Annotated in this window: 16 protein-coding genes and 1 pseudogene; 12 read left to right on the plus strand and 5 right to left on the minus strand. The window is 65.1% G+C overall.

Annotation, left to right across the window (positions count from 1 at the left end):
* Positions 1-145 precede the first annotated feature (145 nt).
* The 3 genes from AC1DDO_RS16595 to AC1DDO_RS16605 all read right to left on the minus strand — a co-directional run bounded on the left by AC1DDO_RS16595 (position 146) and on the right by AC1DDO_RS16605 (position 1,519).
* Positions 146-673, minus strand: a complete 528-nt coding sequence (locus tag AC1DDO_RS16595) for a hypothetical protein (RefSeq protein WP_476972282.1) — start codon at positions 671-673, stop codon at positions 146-148.
* 73 nt (positions 674-746) lie between these two features.
* On the minus strand, positions 747-1,247 hold the full coding sequence (locus AC1DDO_RS16600; protein ID WP_476972283.1) for a hypothetical protein: 501 nt from the start codon (positions 1,245-1,247) through the stop codon (positions 747-749).
* Positions 1,157-1,519, minus strand: a complete 363-nt coding sequence (locus AC1DDO_RS16605) for an ATP-dependent DNA ligase (RefSeq protein WP_476972284.1) — start codon at positions 1,517-1,519, stop codon at positions 1,157-1,159. The genes AC1DDO_RS16600 and AC1DDO_RS16605 overlap by 91 nt, the downstream gene beginning before the upstream one ends.
* 177 nt (positions 1,520-1,696) lie before the next feature.
* Between AC1DDO_RS16605 and AC1DDO_RS16610 the strand changes: the two genes are divergently transcribed.
* The 3 genes from AC1DDO_RS16610 to AC1DDO_RS16620 are packed head-to-tail and all read left to right on the plus strand — an operon-like array spanning position 1,697 to position 5,864.
* The gene (locus AC1DDO_RS16610) at positions 1,697-2,878 is read left to right on the plus strand and encodes a tyrosine-type recombinase/integrase (protein ID WP_476972285.1); all 1,182 of its coding nucleotides are present in this window, start codon (positions 1,697-1,699) and stop codon (positions 2,876-2,878) included.
* A gap of 5 nt (positions 2,879-2,883) precedes the next feature.
* The gene (locus tag AC1DDO_RS16615) at positions 2,884-5,322 is read left to right on the plus strand and encodes a tyrosine-type recombinase/integrase (protein ID WP_476972286.1); all 2,439 of its coding nucleotides are present in this window, start codon (positions 2,884-2,886) and stop codon (positions 5,320-5,322) included.
* Positions 5,319-5,864, plus strand: coding sequence for a DUF6262 family protein (locus AC1DDO_RS16620; RefSeq protein ID WP_476972287.1), 546 nt, complete (start codon positions 5,319-5,321; stop codon positions 5,862-5,864). Before AC1DDO_RS16615 ends, AC1DDO_RS16620 begins: the two co-directional genes overlap by 4 nt.
* Before the next feature lie 104 nt (positions 5,865-5,968).
* Here the strand turns inward: AC1DDO_RS16620 and AC1DDO_RS16625 are convergent, their stop codons facing one another.
* A complete protein-coding gene (locus tag AC1DDO_RS16625; protein ID WP_476972288.1) occupies positions 5,969-6,934 on the minus strand; it encodes a GlxA family transcriptional regulator in 966 nt (321 codons plus the stop codon).
* Between the two features lie 131 nt (positions 6,935-7,065).
* On the opposite strand from AC1DDO_RS16625, the gene AC1DDO_RS16630 reads away from it, so the two are divergent.
* The 9 genes and pseudogenes from AC1DDO_RS16630 (at position 7,066) to AC1DDO_RS16670 (ending at position 15,676) form a co-directional block, all read left to right on the plus strand.
* Positions 7,066-7,692, plus strand: a complete 627-nt coding sequence (locus AC1DDO_RS16630) for an isochorismatase family protein (RefSeq protein ID WP_476972289.1) — start codon at positions 7,066-7,068, stop codon at positions 7,690-7,692.
* The gene (locus AC1DDO_RS16635; protein WP_476972290.1) at positions 7,689-8,486 is read left to right on the plus strand and encodes an MBL fold metallo-hydrolase; all 798 of its coding nucleotides are present in this window, start codon (positions 7,689-7,691) and stop codon (positions 8,484-8,486) included. The genes AC1DDO_RS16630 and AC1DDO_RS16635 overlap by 4 nt, the downstream gene beginning before the upstream one ends.
* A gap of 195 nt (positions 8,487-8,681) precedes the next feature.
* Entirely contained in the window at positions 8,682-9,962 is a 1,281-nt protein-coding gene (locus AC1DDO_RS16640) for an MFS transporter (protein ID WP_476972291.1), read from the plus strand.
* Complete coding sequence (locus tag AC1DDO_RS16645; RefSeq protein WP_476972292.1) at positions 9,959-12,460, plus strand: glycoside hydrolase family 3 C-terminal domain-containing protein; 2,502 nt, start codon at positions 9,959-9,961, stop codon at positions 12,458-12,460. The genes AC1DDO_RS16640 and AC1DDO_RS16645 overlap by 4 nt, the downstream gene beginning before the upstream one ends.
* A gap of 3 nt (positions 12,461-12,463) precedes the next feature.
* Complete coding sequence (locus AC1DDO_RS16650; RefSeq protein WP_476972293.1) at positions 12,464-13,093, plus strand: TetR/AcrR family transcriptional regulator; 630 nt, start codon at positions 12,464-12,466, stop codon at positions 13,091-13,093.
* Between the two features lie 83 nt (positions 13,094-13,176).
* Entirely contained in the window at positions 13,177-14,445 is a 1,269-nt protein-coding gene (locus tag AC1DDO_RS16655; RefSeq protein ID WP_476972294.1) for an MFS transporter, read from the plus strand.
* A gap of 1 nt (position 14,446) precedes the next feature.
* Positions 14,447-14,911: a hypothetical protein gene (locus AC1DDO_RS16660; RefSeq protein ID WP_476972295.1), complete on the plus strand. Its 465-nt coding sequence runs from the start codon at positions 14,447-14,449 to the stop codon at positions 14,909-14,911.
* A gap of 56 nt (positions 14,912-14,967) precedes the next feature.
* A pseudogene (locus AC1DDO_RS16665) lies at positions 14,968-15,234 on the plus strand (thiaminase II/PqqC family protein); the annotation flags it as partial.
* Between the two features lie 85 nt (positions 15,235-15,319).
* Complete coding sequence (locus AC1DDO_RS16670; RefSeq protein WP_476972296.1) at positions 15,320-15,676, plus strand: hypothetical protein; 357 nt, start codon at positions 15,320-15,322, stop codon at positions 15,674-15,676.
* Here AC1DDO_RS16670 and AC1DDO_RS16675 read toward each other — a convergent pair.
* Complete coding sequence (locus AC1DDO_RS16675) at positions 15,673-16,074, minus strand: nuclear transport factor 2 family protein (protein WP_476972297.1); 402 nt, start codon at positions 16,072-16,074, stop codon at positions 15,673-15,675. The genes AC1DDO_RS16670 and AC1DDO_RS16675 overlap by 4 nt on opposite strands.
* Positions 16,075-16,086 lie beyond the last annotated feature (12 nt).

The raw sequence follows: 16,086 nt of genomic DNA on the forward strand, positions 1-16,086 counted from the left end.
CGCCACTGCGGGCTATTACCGCGGGGAATCCGATCGGGGTCTACGGCACTTTTGCAGGTGAGCCTGGATCACACCTGGTCGAAGGAGGGAAGAGGGAATTCGGCCCGGATGACCTCCGAGGTTTGCTGGCTGATTGCGCCGGGTGTTATTGCTTCTCGTTCCACCGTTCGTGTGCGGATTGGCGGGTGATGCCGACTGCGCGGCCAATGTCAGTCCAGGAGGCGCCGGCGGCCTTCGCGGCCGCCACGGTTTTGTCCAGCCGGTGGCCGGCCTGGTTGTATTCGCGCGCTGCCGCTTCCACACCGGCTACGGCTTCCAGCGGTGCGAGGTGGGCTTTCCACTCCTCGTGGATGGCGTCTTCGACCTCGGAGGAAGGGTCGGCGAATTCGTCCGGCGCTACGAAGTCCCGCCGGCGGCTGAAGTCCGTAGCCGCCGGCGACGTGACGCGCTCCCACAGCTCGCCTCGCCAGCCGCATGTGCAGGCTCCGCGCCAGCCGGTAATCTCCCGGTCCGGGACTACTTCGTAGTCGGGGAGCATCTTGTCCGGCGGGTAGCGGCCGGTGATGCCCTGCACCAGGATTCCTTCGCCCGATGATGATGCGGAGAGCCGCCCGTCGGGTGCGACGGCGGCCGCCCAGCCCTCGTGTTCGTTGTCGTTCGATACCCAGCCCATGGACCACGTCCTTCTGTCAGGAAATCCTGACAGTCAGTGTGTCAGGGACCGCGGACAAAAACCACAGCCCCGTCTAGTGAAGGGGTGGCCGGAGGATATCGGGCAGGCCGATGTCTGCCGGGGACAGCTCGGGCCGAGCCCGGACGAGCCGGAGCGGGTGCCGGAAGGATCGGCCGGACCAGGCGGTGTCGGCGGAGACTTCCACGACGACGGGTTCCACCAGGGTCAGCGCCACCGGTTCTTTGTCCCGGTTGAACCGGTCCAGGGCAGTGCCTTTCACGGTGGCGGGCCACGGATGGACCTGCCGGGGTGGTTCCAGCCAGCGTGCCAGCTCGCGGGCTGCCGCTGTTTTCAGCGGGGCGGAGCGGCCGACTATCCGCAGTTCGCCGTACAAGATCAGGCCGGCCACGACCTCGGCGGGCCGGGTGATCGGTCCGATGACCGCACCGCAGACGACTTCGACGGTTTCCCGGCGCTTGAGCTTCAGCCAGTTCCTGGCTCCCGGGGTGTAGGGCTGATCGGTGTCTTTGATGACGAGGCCTTCGATTCCGGTGTGGGCAGCTCCTCGAACCACCGGGCCGCTTCCTCCGGGTCGGTGGTGGCGGGGGAGAGGGAGAGCGGCGGCTGCCATTCCTTGGCGAGTTCTTCCAGGAGTGCCCGCCGCTGGTGCAGCGGCAGACCCCGGGCGTCGTGTCCGGCCACGGCCAGGATGTCGAACGCGGTGTAGTTAGCGGGTGTCCGGCTGACCAGTCCGGGGAGGGTTTTCGGGCCGGCGCCGAGGCGCTGCTGCAGCGCGGAGAAGTCCAGCCGGCCCTGCGTCCAGATCACGGCTTCGCCGTCGATCACACACCCCGGGGGCACCTCGGAGGCGAGGGCCGCGACGAGTTCCGGGAAATACCGGTTCTGTTGGGTCCGCCAAGGCTGTCGCGGACGTCGTATTTCTGTACTGCCCTATGTGTCCGGCACAGCAACTGTCGGTGTGTCGGGAACGTCCTTCACGTCGCAAGTTCTACCATCCTTCGCATGAGCATCATCTCTGGGATGAGTGCAGGGGGTAATCTGGCCGCGGCGACGTTCAGGTCCTTTCTGGTGAGGATGCCTTCGGAGCTGCGTTACTGGACTGTGCTCGATCCAGCCCATCGTGTAGGGATGGAGGCAGATGATTTCCTGCTGCACCACCGGCTCGGCCGGGATGGAGCTGAGTCCACCAGCCAGTCATACGCTGCGTCGCTGGCACTCTTCTTCGACTGGGCTGCATCAATTCGCAAGCCGTGGCGGGAGAGCGCCCCCTATCTTGGCCGCTTTGTCTACTGGCTCCAGCACTATCGGCCGGACCACCTAGCCGCCAGCCGCACCGAAGTGGTGCGTGGGCCACGGCGAGTGAACGCGATCATGGCTGCAGTGCGCAGCTTCTTCCGGCACGCTGCCGCGGTAGGTCAGCTGGACCCGCAGGTGCTGGGAGTGGTCTATGACTCCTTCGACAGCTATACCCTCAACCAGGCAGAACGGGGCGCCCATCATCCCCGCGCAAGCGCCCGGCATCGTTTGGCCGAACCGCACTCTCCGATCTTGAACGCTGAAGGGGAGGACGTGGTTGGCCTGGTCCGAGCGGCTCGTAACGCCCGCGACCGGTTCATCGTCCTGGCAATGTGGCGCATGGGATTGCGCCGGGGAGAGCTGGCCGGGTTGCGCCGCTCAGACATCCACTTCGTGCCTCATGCCTCCCAGCTCGGTTGCGGCTTCCGAGGCACGCACCTGCACGTGGTGCGAAGGACAAATCCGAACGGCGCATGGGCAAAGTCCCGCCGCCAGCGTGTCGTACCGGCTGACTGGCTCACCGTTCAGGCCTACGACCAGTACATCGTTGAGCGGGAGCGCATCGACCCCGGCGGGCGGTCGGACTTCCTGCTGGTGAACCTGTTTGCCGACCCCGTCGGGACCCCGATGCGGCCCGGCGGCATCAACGAACTCCTGGCCCGGCTGTCGTCCCGTGCCCACCTAAGCCGACCGGTTCATCCACACATGCTGCGGCACAGCTTCGCCACCAACGTAGCGGAGCACGGCGGCACCGCCGACGTGCTCAAAGAACTCCTCGGCCATGCCCGGATCTCATCCAGCGAGGTGTATCTGCACCCATCACCTGAACGGCTCCGTGCCGTCGTCGAGCGGGTACCCGCACCCCGAACGACGGGAGACGAACAGTGAGCTACATGAGCAGCGGCAGCCGTTTCCGAGTCGAAGCCGAAGCCCCGAACAGCGAGATCGATGCGCTGCGTGCCGCTTTGCGGCCCGACTTCCTGGCCGCAGCCGGCTGGAAGGCCGACGAGCAGATCCTGGAACCCCCGCGGAACCACCCGCTGCTCGGCGTCCGGCAGTGCGCGCGGAAGGACTGCAGCACCAGCGTTGCCACCCCGGGCCACGATCTATGCCGGGCCTGTGGCCGTGAATTCCGCAGCCGGCGCCTATCGATCGAGGCATTCCTGAACACCACGAGTGGACGACCCGTGTGCGGCGAAAGGTTCTGTCGCGTCTCCGGATGCCCTCGCCCCGCCTTCAAACGCTCAGGCCTATGCTCGGCCCACGACTACCGATTCATCCAGCATCCCTCATCAACCGTCGAGGATTGGCTGCAGACGGCCAAGCCAACGCCGTTGTCCTCTTTCGGACCATGTCGGGTACCCTCCTGCTCCCGCGTCGCCGGCGCAACGAACCGACTTTGCCACCCGCACGGCCTCCGGTGGAGCCGGTCCCGGCGGACAGATCCGCCACCGGACCTGGCGGATTGGGCACAATCCCAGGAACCGCCCGCCGACAGCGGCCGGATCGTGGCGTTCAAGGGACTTCCCGATCAGCTGATCACAGAAATCCTCGCCGGACTGCAATGGCGAACCGATGACCACACCAAGACCTCCATGATCGAGTTGCGTGCCCTGGTACGCCATGCCCGCCAGCAACAGGTGTCCAGTATTTTCGATCTCCTCGAGAACACAATATGCAGGGAGTCCGCGCACATGGCCGCGTTGACCCGGGGACTGACTCTCGCCGTGCAACGGAGCCTCACCTCTCCCGAGCGAGAGCAACAGCGCGACCGATGGGACCTGGCGATCTTCGGCGGCAAGGGGCAGATCAACTTCAAAGTCCTGTCCCAGCCGTGGCTCCGGGAGGCAGCCAAGCACTGGGTGCTGGAGGATCTTCCCCTGCACCGCGGTCGACAGGCCAGCGCCACCTCCAAGCAGACGGTCCGGGCTATTCGGTATCTATCCTGGAGCCTGCAGCACGGCCGCCCCGACCACGGCCTCGTGCTCAACGAACTCGACCGGACCGACGTGGTCCGTTTCACCAACCGTCTGGCATACCTGGAACGCAGCGGCGAGATCAGCAGCAAAAAGCGCTACGTCATCAGCACCCGGGTTCGGCGCTTCCTCGATGACGTCCGCACCTTCGGACTCACCCGGCCGGCACAGCCCTTAGCCGGGCTGCCGGACGACTTCCGACTGCGTCATAGTGATATCCCCAGGCCGCCAGAGGACCCGGGGCCGGGCCGGGATCTTCCCATCCCCGTCCAGCGGACCATCAACGGGCACCTGGCAGAACTGGAAGCACGCGCGGGACTGGACGTGCGCCGTATCGTCGAAGTGCTGATCGACACGGGCCGACGCCCCGAGGAAGCATGCGAGCTCCCTTGGGACTGCCTGGACACCACAGCGGACGGCCATCAAGTGCTGATCTACACGGACAGCAAAAACAACCGACCGAACCGTCGTCTCCCGATCAGCGTCGAGACAGCCGACCTCATTCGAGAGCACCGCGAGAACGTTCGGCAGCGGTTCCCCAACACGCCGCTGGACCAACTGGCGCTGTTCCCGCGGAACCAGCTAAACCCTTATGGCACTTTCCACGTGGGCGTCCCGCATATGAGCAAAGCTCACCGAGCTTTCATTGACTCCATTGCCGAGCAGCTCGTCGACGCCGCCGGCCAGCCCTTTCCCGCCGGGGTCGTGGTTCCGTATGCCTACCGGCACAGCTACGCCCAACGCCACGCCGATCACAGCACACCTCCGGACGTACTGCGTGAACTGATGGGCCATGTCTCGATGGAAACAACGATGGGTTACTACCGGGTGACGGAAAAGCGGGTCCGCCAGGCAGTGAATCAAGTCGCCCAGCACCAGTTCGACAGTCAGGGCCACCGTGTCTTCGCCGACATCGCCGGACTGGTCGCTGAGGAACACGCACGGCTGCGCGTTGGGCAGATCGCCGTGCCGTTTGGCGTGTGCACGGAGCCATCAAACGTCAAAGCTGGTGGCCACGCCTGCCCCTATAAGTACAGTTGCATCGGCTGCGGTCACTTCCGCAGCGACGCCTCCTACCTACCTGAGCTGAAGTCCTATCTCCAACAGCTCTTGGCTGACCGCGAACGGATCCTCGCGGCAACCGACGTGCAGGAGTGGGTACGGGCCAAGGCGGCGCCCAGTGACGAAGAGATCGCCCAGTTGCGCGCGTTGATCCGCCGTGTCGAGGATGACCTCGACCAGCTGAGTCCCGCGGACCAGCAGCAGATCCTGGAAGCGATCGACGTGATTCGCAGCGCCCGGCAGAAGGTATCGCTGGGCATGCCCACAATCGGCCTCCAAGAGGGGCAGTCATGATGCCCGAACCTGGTCCCAGCGCGCTGACCGTCGCCCGACGACGCGACGTCAATGCCCGCCGCGCCCGCGTGGCCCAGGCGTTGGACGCCATGCGGACACAAGGCAGCGAGATCACCATCTCCTCGGTCGCAGCCCGAGCCAGAGTGCACCGCTCCTTTATCCACCGCCATCTCGACCTCCGCGCGGCCGTTTACGCGGCTGCAGACCAGCCGTCGGCAGCAGCCACCGCTACCACGACTACGCGCCAAAGCCTCGAAGCCGACAACCTAAACCTTCGAGCCACCGTCCGCCGCCAGACCCAGCACATCGCCGACCTGGAAGCCCGGCTGTCGGAACTCCTCGGCGAGCAGGCTTACTCCCGAACAGGACTGGGTGCACCCCATAACCATGCCGCCCTCGAGGAGCAGAACCACATACTGCAGAATGAGATCCAAGAACTACAAGCCAAGCTGCAAGACCAAGAGGAAGAACTGGGTGCCGCCCGGGAGGCGAACCGCCAACTCATAGGTCAGCTCAATAAATCGACGTCAAGCGATGGTTAGATGGCCGACGTGGCACCATCCCGCAGGCGGCCTACCAGGACCCAACTGCCTCACTCCTTGAATGGCGCGGGGAGACATCGCCTGTGTGGTCCCTGTCGCCCTAGCTAACCTGTGGCGGTCTGCCCGCTGAAAAGGCGCCTGTACTCGGACGGCGTGGTGGCGTAGGCGGACATGAAGTTCTGCCGCATGGTGACCGGGCTGGTGAAACCGCATTTGGCGGCGATCTGCTCAATGGGACGGTCCGTGATTTCCAGGAGCCGCCGCACTTCGTCCAGCCGGCGCGTGCGGAGCCAGGTGGCCGGCGTGGTGCCGGTGGCCGCCCGGAATGCCCGGATGAAACTGCGCCGGCTCATGTGGGCGGCCTGGGCGAGGTCGTCGACGCCGAGCCTCTCGCCAAGGTGTTCCACCGCCCAGTCCAGCGCCTCCGCAATGGGGTTCGAGTCCCCGGGCCGGCGGACCGGACGCTCGATGTATTGGGCCTGCCCGCCGCTGCGGTGCGGAGCGACCACCAAGCTGCGGGCTACCCGGTTGGCGGCTTCTGCCCCCAGCCGCGAACGCACGATGTGCAGGCACGCGTCCATTGCGGCGGCGGTTCCCGCGGAGGTCAGGACGTCCCCGTGGTCGATGTAGAGCACGGACCGGTCCACGGGGATGCCGGGGTGGCGTTCGCTGAACGCGTCCAGCGCATGCCAATGGGTTACCGCGGGGCGGGTGCCGAGCAGGCCGCTGTCAGCCACCGGAAACGCCCCGAGGCATAGGCCGACGATCATCGCTCCCTTCCCGTGTGCCTGCCGGATCGCGCCGGCAAATGCCTCCGGCAGGGGCCGTCCGTCGTCAAACCAGGAAGGGACCACCACAATGTCCGCCGCGGGCACCACATCGTTTCCGGAGAGGCCATCGATCCCGTACCCCTCCACCGTGCGGACCGACCCGCCATGGTCCGTAAACAGGACCGTCTCCCAGTCGGCCAGGCCCTGCCGGGCCACCTCGCCGAACACCATCTGGGGAACCGAGAGGTGGAACATGGTTATGCCGTCGAAAGCATAGACAGCGATCTTCACCGCTTTCACAAGGAAGCACCTCCTGCTTGGCCCGATTTCATCGGAGTTGTGCACTTGTGCCAATTGTGGCACATGCGCGGGCACGGAAGGCTGGACTTGGGCGCGAAGGCCGCGCCCGTCCAAGAACCCAGGAGGTGGACATGACGGCTCCCCGTCGTGCCCTGATCGTCATCGATGCCCAGCAGGAATACTTCACCGGACTCCTGCCCATCCAGTACCCGCCGCGCGAGGACTCGATCCAGCGCATCGCGGCCGCCGTCGAAGCCGCGGAACAGGCCGGCATTCCGGTTGTCATGGTCCAGCACTCCGCCGGCGAGGACGCCCCGGTGTTCAATCCGGGCAAAGAAGCATGGCAGCTCCATCCCTCCCTGGAGGAGCGCCGTTCCACGAACTGGAAGACGGTAGTTAAGCAGTACAGTTCCGTCTTCCCGGGTACCGGGCTGGCGGAATGGCTCCGGGAGAACGGCGTGGACACCATCGCGCTGGCCGGTTACATGACCAACAACTGCGTCATCGCATCCGCCAGCGACGCGGAAATCCACGGTTTCACCACCGAGGTCCTCTCCGACGCCACCGGCGCCATCAACATCTCCAACAGCGCGGGCACCGTGGACGCGAAGACCGTGCACACCACGCTGATGGCCCTGCTCAACTCGAACTTCGCGGCCGTGGCAAATACCGCGGATTGGAGCGGGGCCGTCCATGCGGAGCAGCCACTGGAGAAGAGCAACCTGGTGGAATCGGCCGCGGGGGTAGCGGCGCAGTGACCCTCACCGTCACGCTCATTGGAGGGCCCACTGCAGTCCTTGACCTTGACGGATTCCGGATCGTCACCGATCCCACTTTTGATCCACCGGGCGAATACCGCCAGGAAGGTGCTCCGATCACCCTCGTCAAGACGGCCGGGCCCGCATTTTCGCCCGGGGAGATCGCCCCGGTGCATCTGGTTTTGGCGTCGCATGAGCACGATGACAACCTGGACCGCGCGGGACGGAAGTTCCTGGCGTCCTCGGCCAGGGCTTTTACCACCCCGGACGCGGCAGCCAAGTTCGGAGAGCATGTCACAGGGCTGGCGGACTATGAGTCCGCCACGGTGGCCCGCCCGGTCGGCAAGGCCCTCACTGTCACCGCGGTTCCGGCACGGCATGGCCCTGAAGCAGTAGTGCAGCAGGGTGGACCGGTAGCCGGGTTTGTCCTGTCGGGTGAGGACTGCCCCAGGATCTACGTGAGCGGAGACAACGCATCCGTTGATGTGGTGGCGGAAATCGAGGAGAACTGCGGACCCATTGACGTCGCCATCCTGTGTGCCGGCGGCGCGGGATTCAAGGAACTGGCCGACGGTGCCGACCTCACCTTGGGAAATGACGCAGCCCTCGAAGTTTCGAAGATTCTTGCCGAGGCGCTGATCATTCCCGTCCATGCCGATTCCTGGGCGCATTTCCGGCAGACCTCGGGCCAGATGCGCGAGCTGTTCGAGGCAGACGGCAGCGGTGACAGGTTGCTGGTCCTGAAACCGGGAGAGACCGCAACGGTGCCACAGGCCGGCGTCTTCACCGTCTGAGCAGAGCCGTCCGGCTTCACGGATAGTCCGGGCCCCGGAGCCTTCTGACATTCCGTTCAGAAGGCTCCGGGCCCAAGGAATTAAATAACGATCTGGTTAACAGACCGAGTACTCGGTCTGTTAATGCTACCGTGGTATTCATCACACCCGGCACCGATGCCTGGCGTTCCCAATCCACAGAAAGCGATGAGACCCATGGTTGTGTCTGATCCGGCTGCAGCAGCGACGTTGCAGTCGCCCCCCACCTCTGCCCCCAAAGAAAAAGCCAAAGCAAGCGTGATCGCCACGATGGTGGCCGCCCGGCTTGGACTTATGACGGCCCTTTCCGTGCCAATCGTGGCCGGGATGACGCTCAAGGTGCAGTCCTTGGTGTCCCCAGCTGAAGTTGCCCCTACACTCGGTTTCGTCATCTCCATGGGCGCCTTCGCCGCCCTACTCTTCGATCCCGTCTTTGGCCGGCTGAGCGACCGAACGATTGGGCGTTTCGGCCGCCGTCGCCCATGGCTGGTCGCTGGAGCCCTGGGACTCCTGGTAAGCCTGACCGTGATTGCCATGGCACCGAATGTCGTGGTTCTAGGCATCGGCTGGTTCTTCGCACAGGCCCTTGGCAATGCTGCGGTCGCTGCACATACGGCCTCCCTGGCAGACCAAATACCTCAGTGGCAGCGCGGCAAAGTCAGCGGCATGATCGGCATCGCCTCCCAAGCCGCCGGCCTGGGGGCGGCGTACTCGGCAAGTCTTCTCGGGCAGAACATGCTCCTTCTCTTCGTGGTTCCGGGCGTCATCGGGCTGATCCTGGTCCTCGTCTTTGCATTCGTGCTGCCGGACCAGCCCATGGAACGCCGACCTGCATCCGAAGGTGGCTTCCGCACCGCCTTAAAGACCTTCTGGGTCAACCCGGTCAAGCACCCGGACTTCGCCTTTGCCTGGATCTCACGCTTTCTCGTCGTCCTGGCACTGTTCATGTTCGTCACGTTCCGCCTCCTGTACCTGCAGCAGGACCTGGGCCTTTCCAAACAGGACGCAGCAGGTGCCTTGGCGACCGGTGTCCTCATTTACACCCTCGCCCTCGTTACGGCAGGCCAAATCGCCGGCTGGATCTCGGACAGGCTCGGGCGTCGAAAGGTCTTCATCTGGATCTCAGCCATAATCTTCGGCATAGGCACGTGGATGCTGAGCCTGGCAGACTCCACAAGCGGGTTCTATTGGGCGGAACTGGTCATCGGCATCGGCTTCGGCATCTACATCGCCGTTGACCTCGCCCTCGTCATCGATGTCCTCCCCAACCCAGACGACACAGCGAAGGACCTCGGCGTCTTCAACATCGCCATGGCCGGTCCCCAAACACTTGCCCCGGCAGTATCAGCCGCACTGCTCACAATGGGAGGCGGAAGCTACAAACTCATGCTCGCCGTCGCGGCCGGAATTGCCCTGCTCGGTGCACTGACCATCCTCCCCGTAAAGAGGGTCCGATGAGTGAACATCACCAGACAAGCACGGACCGCGAGGAGGCCGCGGCAATGGGCCAGGACCTTGGCAACGCCATCGAACAGGCAATCGCCACTTTGGGCCTCCCGGAGAAGGTGCGGCTGCTCTCCGGCGAAAGGATGTTCAGCCTTTGGGACGAGCCCTCGATCGGCCTAGAGGAAATCGTGATGTCTGATGGCCCCTCAGGGGTCCGTGGGCCGCTGGTGGTCGGAGGTCGGGTCTCTTGCCTCCTGCCCAACGCAACGCTCATCGCCCAAAGCTGGGACCTGGACGTGATGCGCGAGGTCGGGCAAATCCTTGCGGACGAAGCAGAAGACCAAGAAACCCACGTGGTCCTGGGGCCCACGGTAAACCTTCACCGGACCCCTCTGGGCGGGCGCCTGTTTGAATGCTTCAGCGAAGACCCTCTGCTGACCGGCCACCTCGGAGCGGCCTATGTGCAGTCCCTCCAGGAACGTGGGATCGCCGCGACGCCAAAACACTTCCTGGCCAACGAAGCCGAAACCGAGCGCACCACCGTGGACTCCGTGGTTCCGGAAGCTGCCCTCCGGGAGCTGTATCTTCTTCCCTTCCAGATCATGGTGGAAGACGCCCGGCCCTGGACGATCATGGCCTCCTACAACCGGATCAACGGAACCACGGCCACCGAGCACGACGAACTGCTGAACAAGGTCCTCAAGGACGAATGGGGTTTCGACGGTCTGGTGATCTCCGATTGGCTCGCCGCCAAGACCGCGGTTGAAAGCGCCAACGGCGGACTCGACCTCGTCATGCCCGGTCCGGACACTCCCTGGAGCCGGTCCCTGGTCGCCGCCGTCCAAAGCGGTGACGTCTCCGAGGACACCATCAATGACCACCTCCGCAGGCTCCTCAGGCTCGCATCACGGGTGGGGGCCTTCAATGGAGGGCGCAACTGGACAACGGATCTGCCGCGCCCTGACGGCCCGGAACGCCGCGAACAGCTGCGCCGGCTCGCCGCCCGCAGCATGGCCGTCCTGCTCAACCGCGACAGCACGCTTCCGCTCCGCAAGGACTCCACAGAAAGCGTCGTGGTGATCGGTCGCCACGGGATCGATACGGTGGCCCAAGGCGGCGGCTCCGCCATCGTGCGCCCGCCCCACGTCGTCAGCGCCGCCACGGGAATAGCGCGCGCCCTCGGCAAGGACCGCGTATCCGTCGTCGATGGGGTCCAGACCCGCACGCAATGGCTCGCAGCGAACCCGGAACTCCTCCGCGACCCGGAAACCGGGACCCGCGGTGCGCGTGCACGGATCTTCGACAAGGAAGGCAAGCTGCTCGGGACCCGCCATCTCGAAGTCCCGGAGCTTGAAGTCAGTGGCGAAAGCTGGGCCTCCGGAGCGGCGTCCATCGAACTCTCAGCCGAGCTGACAATCGACAGGCCCGCCCGGATGATGATCGGCACCCGCGGGGCCGGCAATTGGGACATAACTGCCCCCGGCCACCGCGAATCGGTACGGACCCCCTTCCACGACGGCCCGGGAGGCGGCTTCTTCCGCCCCAAGAGCCACGCTGCACCACTGGACGTCGAACCGGGCGCGCGGATCACCGCGACCACCGACGCTGAGAACGAGAACCGCCTCATCGGCTTGGTCGTGGAGCCTGCGCTGAAAAACAGCGCCGCCGCCATCCGGGACGCCGTCGCAGCAGCCGCAGACGCCGACATCGCCGTCGTGGTCGTCGGATACACCCAGGAACAGGAAACGGAAGGCCAGGACAAGAACACCCTCGCCCTGCCCGGGGACCAGGACGCCCTCGTGGCAGCAGTCGCAGCCGTGGCGAAGCAAACCGTCGTCGTGCTCAACGCCGCCACACCCGTTCTCATGCCCTGGATCGCGGACGTGGACGCTGTGCTGTTTGCCGGCTTGCCCGGACAGGAAGCCGGCGACGCGATCGCCGCGGCACTGACCGGCGACGTCGAACCTGCAGGACGCCTGGTGACCACCTTCCCAGCCCGGGACGGCCAAGGCCCGGCATGGTCAGTAACGCCGCGCGGCGGCAAACTCCCCTACTCTGAGGGAACGCGGGTGGGATATCGCGGATGGAGCACCTCCGACGAGCAACCCTTGTTCTGGTTCGGACACGGCCTCGGCTACACCGAATGGGACTACAAGGGCGCCGAAATCACCTCCATGGAACGGGAAACCGTGACATCCGTACGCGTGACGCTCGGCAACGTCGGGGACCGCGCAGGAACAGAAACAGTGCAGGTCTACCGCTTCCCCGATGACCCGTCCATCCCTCCACGGCTCGTCGGCTGGGCACAGCTTCACCTGGAACCCGGAGGACAGGCAAGCATCGACGTCAGCTGCGACTGCCGCGCACAACGGCTGTGGAACAGTACCGCCCAACGCTGGGACGAAATCACCGGAGGCCGGATCGTCGTCGCGCGTGGACTCGGCGATGTCAGACTGGAACTGGCTCCCACAGAGCGCGAGGCCATGGCGGCCGGAACAAGCAAGGAGTAAACCATGTCGTATCCAGCCGGATACCGGATAGAGCGGGAGCGCCCCCGGCGCCGCCGCAACGGCGAAACCGCAAGGCTGAAGGCAATCCAGGCCGCGATTGAGCTCTTCGCAGTGGGCGGCTACGGTGGAACGTCCATCGCCGATGTCGCGGCGAAGACCGGACTCTCGCAATCCGGCCTGCTCCATCATTTTCCGTCCAAAACGGCCTTGTTGGCAGCGGTGCTCGAGCACCGTTCCAAGGAAGACGCAGACTTCCTTTTCGACAGAGAGCTGGCCCCGCTGGGCTGGGCAGCCTTCGACGTTTTGGTGTCCCTGGTTGCGAGGAACTCCACCAGGCCCGACTGGGTTGGCCTTTTCGTCAGGCTCTCCGCCGAAGCCACCGAACCGGGACACCCTGCGCACCAATGGCTCCTGGACCACTACTCGAGCCTGCGCCGATGGCTCGGCGAAGCGTTGGAAGACGGGAAGAGCCACGGGGACGTCGCACAGGACGCGCCCGTGGAGGCAATCGTCAACAACACCATCGCCGTCCTCGACGGCATGCAGCAGCAATGGCTCTGCGCTCCAGGGAGCTTCTCCATGGTGTCGCAGTTCAGAACCTTCATCGAAAGCATCAAGACCACCTGGGGCTGAGGTCCGGCAACGGGGAAGCTCCGCTTGTTTCGCGGACCTTCCCTTCTGTTGCCGTGCCCGATTCACGGAGAAAGTCAGCAAATATGAAAACTCCTGCCACACTTCAAGTAGCGGCTGAAACGGACGCCCCGGGCCGGCACGAAGACCAACGGCGCACCATCGGCGTCCTTATCGCAGGGCAGATCCTCGGTGGAATCGGAATGGGTGCCTCGCTCTCGCTGGGCTCCCTCCTTGCCGTCCAGGTTTCCGGTTCCACGGCCTGGTCCGGAATGGCCGCCACGATGAACACACTCGGCGCCGCCGCCTTTGCCATCCCCCTGGCCCGTGCCGCCGTAAAACGCGGAAGGGGCGCCTCGCTCGCGGCCGGATCGCTGACCTCCGGATTCGGAGCAGCCATCGCCATCGCCTCGGCGGCCTTATCAGCCTTCCCGGCGTTGCTGATCGGACTCATCTTCTTGGGTGCGGGAACCGCGGTGAGCTTCCAGGCCCGATTCGCCGCCACGGATCTGTCAACACCAAAGACCCGCGGCCGCGACCTTTCCATCGTCGTCTGGTCAACCACCATTGGAGCAGTTTCGGGCCCCAACCTCTTCGAACCGGGAGAGGCCCTCGGCAGGCTGCTCCACTTGCCGACACTGACGGGCGCCTTCGCGTTCACCGTGGCGGCCCAGTTGCTTGCCGCCCTGGTCTTTTACGCGGGCCTCCGGGCCAAACCTCCCGTCGAGGGAGCCGCGGCGGCAGAAGACGACGGCGCCCTCACCAAAACCGATTCCGGTTTCTCGATCCTTCGCCGCAAACCCGGCGCCCGTTACGCCGTGACGGTGGTGGCGCTCAGCCACGGCACCATGGTGGCGCTGATGTCAATGACGCCGGTGCATCTGCACGACCATGGGGCAAGCCTCGCCGTCGTCGGCATGACCATCAGCCTCCATATTGCAGGGATGTTTGGCCTTTCACCGCTGTTCGGATGGCTCTCAGACCGCCTCGGCCGGGTTCCGGTGCTGCTGACGGGGCAGGCAATGCTGCTGGCTTCCTTGGTGCTCGCCTGGCTCGAACCGCACACCATGGTGACTCCAAGCCTGATCCTCCTGGGCCTCGGATGGTCGGCATCAATCGTTTCCGGTTCGGCCCTGGTGGGCGACTCGGTGTCCGTAGCCGACCGGGGTCCCCTGCAAGGTGTTTCAGACCTCCTCATGAACCTCACCGGAGCAAGCTGCGGAGCCCTCGCAGGACCGGTTCTCACCGCCGTCGGCTATTCCGGACTCGGCGCAGGGGCCATGGCCCTGGTCGTGGCCGTCACGGTGTGGACCCTTTTGCGTTTGCTCACGGATCGCCGGGCTCCGGCCAGCTGACATGACAGCCGTCAGCTGTGCGCCACGGGCTGAAGCCCTCGCCGGGGTATTCGCAGCAGCCCAACAGGACATGGAGTTCCAGTCACGCCTTGCCGTGGCGCGGCACCACCTCGAGAACCTCCTTGCGGGGTTCTCTTCCGCCATCGCTGCCGCGGATCCTGAAGGGCTGGCGACCCTGCTTCGCGGTGCGCGCCTTATTGCGGAAGAACGCGACGGCGGTCGCCGTGTCACGTCGCCGGAAGAGACTCTCAGCCGGCTCGCTCCCGACGGGCGGCGCGTCGTCGTCATCACCAGTAATCTCAGCCTTGCCTACAAAGGGCCACACGTCGACTATGCGGGCACTTACCAGTGCTGGACGTCGGAGACGGGACCCGAGTGTGTGGGCCTTGGCACCTTCCACGGGCGCTTTGTTACCGGCCCCCAGGTCTGGAGATGGTCAGAGCATATGCTGCGTTTTCCGTTCTAGAACGACGCGTCTGGGGAACTGTCAGGCTCCCACCTGACATTCCAGGAGCGAACATCATGGGCTTTGCCGAAGAGCTGAGAAACCGCTGCGCCGCGGACTGGGACGCCGCCGTCGGGCACGGATTCGTCGTCCGGGTGCTGGACGGCAGCCTCCCGGATTCCGTGCTGCGGCACTACCTGGTGCAGGATTACGAGTTCTGCGATGCCTTTGTTGCCCTGCTGGGGCAGGCGGTGGCCTCCTCGCCGTCGCTGCCGTCCAGGCTGGTGTTCGCCGGTGTCCTGGGAGCCTTCGCCTTGGATGAAAACGGCTACTTCCAGGATTGTTTCAAGGAACTGGCCGTCCCTGAAGCGGAGCGCAACAGCCCGGAGCTGACGGCGGCCACCCAGGACTTCGACGCCCTGATGCGCCGTGCCTTGGACACCCGCTGCTACCCGGACGTTTGTTGCGGTGCTGCTCGTGGCCGAGTGGCTGTACTGCGACTGGGCGGCACGTGCCGGCGAGCCGGGCTCCTGGCCGGCAGCCCCGAAGCACAGCGAATGGATCCGGCTGCACAACAACCCGGAGTACAACGGCTGGGTGACGTGGCTGCGGGAGGAGTTCAACGCCGTCGAGCCCGCCGACGCGGTGATCCGCGCACGCGTCGCGGCCACGTTCAAGGAAGCTGTCCGGCTGGAGCGGGCGTTCTTAGATTCGGCGATGGCGGGCAGGCTGACAGCCAGCAGCATGCTGCTGGCACTGCCGGCTGTCCGTTGCCGCAGGGCTTAGGGCTGACCCCAGAAGGCGTCCTCCGCCTGGCCGTCCGCCGAGAAGAGCCTAACCTCCGCGATCCTTCCATCACGGATCGTGAGGAGATCGACGCCGGACATGTCCATCGATGCATCCGCGCGCTTACCGGAGAACTGCACCAGAACGGCGACGAACTCGCCGTTCGCCATCGCGGGCCCGGTGACGGCGAGCTGAAAGGTTCCCTGGCTCGTTTCCATCATCCCGCCGAGCAGCGCACCCACGCCGTCGATTCCCCTGTGATCACCGGAAAATCGGTTCGAGCCCGGCTGGTGCCAGACGACGTCGGGGCTGAGCAATGCCATTGCCGAGGGCACATCGCCCCGGCCGAGGGCGGCGAAGTATGAGCCGGCTACGGCAACGGGTGTCTGGTCAGTCATCTTGATCTCCTA

Source organism: Arthrobacter sp. 10N43, from assembly GCF_056394525.1.

Bases quoted from the DNA above. Each gene is read 5' to 3' on its own strand.
- AC1DDO_RS16595 (WP_476972282.1), bottom strand. From the start codon at position 673: ATGGGCTGGGTATCGAACGACAACGAACACGAGGGCTGGGCGGCCGCC.
- AC1DDO_RS16610 (WP_476972285.1), top strand. From the start codon at position 1,697: ATGAGCATCATCTCTGGGATGAGTGCAGGGGGTAATCTGGCCGCGGCG.
- AC1DDO_RS16615 (WP_476972286.1), top strand. From the start codon at position 2,884: ATGAGCAGCGGCAGCCGTTTCCGAGTCGAAGCCGAAGCCCCGAACAGC.
- AC1DDO_RS16620 (WP_476972287.1), top strand. From the start codon at position 5,319: ATGATGCCCGAACCTGGTCCCAGCGCGCTGACCGTCGCCCGACGACGC.
- AC1DDO_RS16630 (WP_476972289.1), top strand. From the start codon at position 7,066: ATGACGGCTCCCCGTCGTGCCCTGATCGTCATCGATGCCCAGCAGGAA.
- AC1DDO_RS16640 (WP_476972291.1), top strand. From the start codon at position 8,682: ATGGTTGTGTCTGATCCGGCTGCAGCAGCGACGTTGCAGTCGCCCCCC.
- AC1DDO_RS16645 (WP_476972292.1), top strand. From the start codon at position 9,959: ATGAGTGAACATCACCAGACAAGCACGGACCGCGAGGAGGCCGCGGCA.
- AC1DDO_RS16650 (WP_476972293.1), top strand. From the start codon at position 12,464: ATGTCGTATCCAGCCGGATACCGGATAGAGCGGGAGCGCCCCCGGCGC.
- AC1DDO_RS16655 (WP_476972294.1), top strand. From the start codon at position 13,177: ATGAAAACTCCTGCCACACTTCAAGTAGCGGCTGAAACGGACGCCCCG.
- AC1DDO_RS16660 (WP_476972295.1), top strand. From the start codon at position 14,447: ATGACAGCCGTCAGCTGTGCGCCACGGGCTGAAGCCCTCGCCGGGGTA.
- AC1DDO_RS16675 (WP_476972297.1), bottom strand. From the start codon at position 16,074: ATGACTGACCAGACACCCGTTGCCGTAGCCGGCTCATACTTCGCCGCC.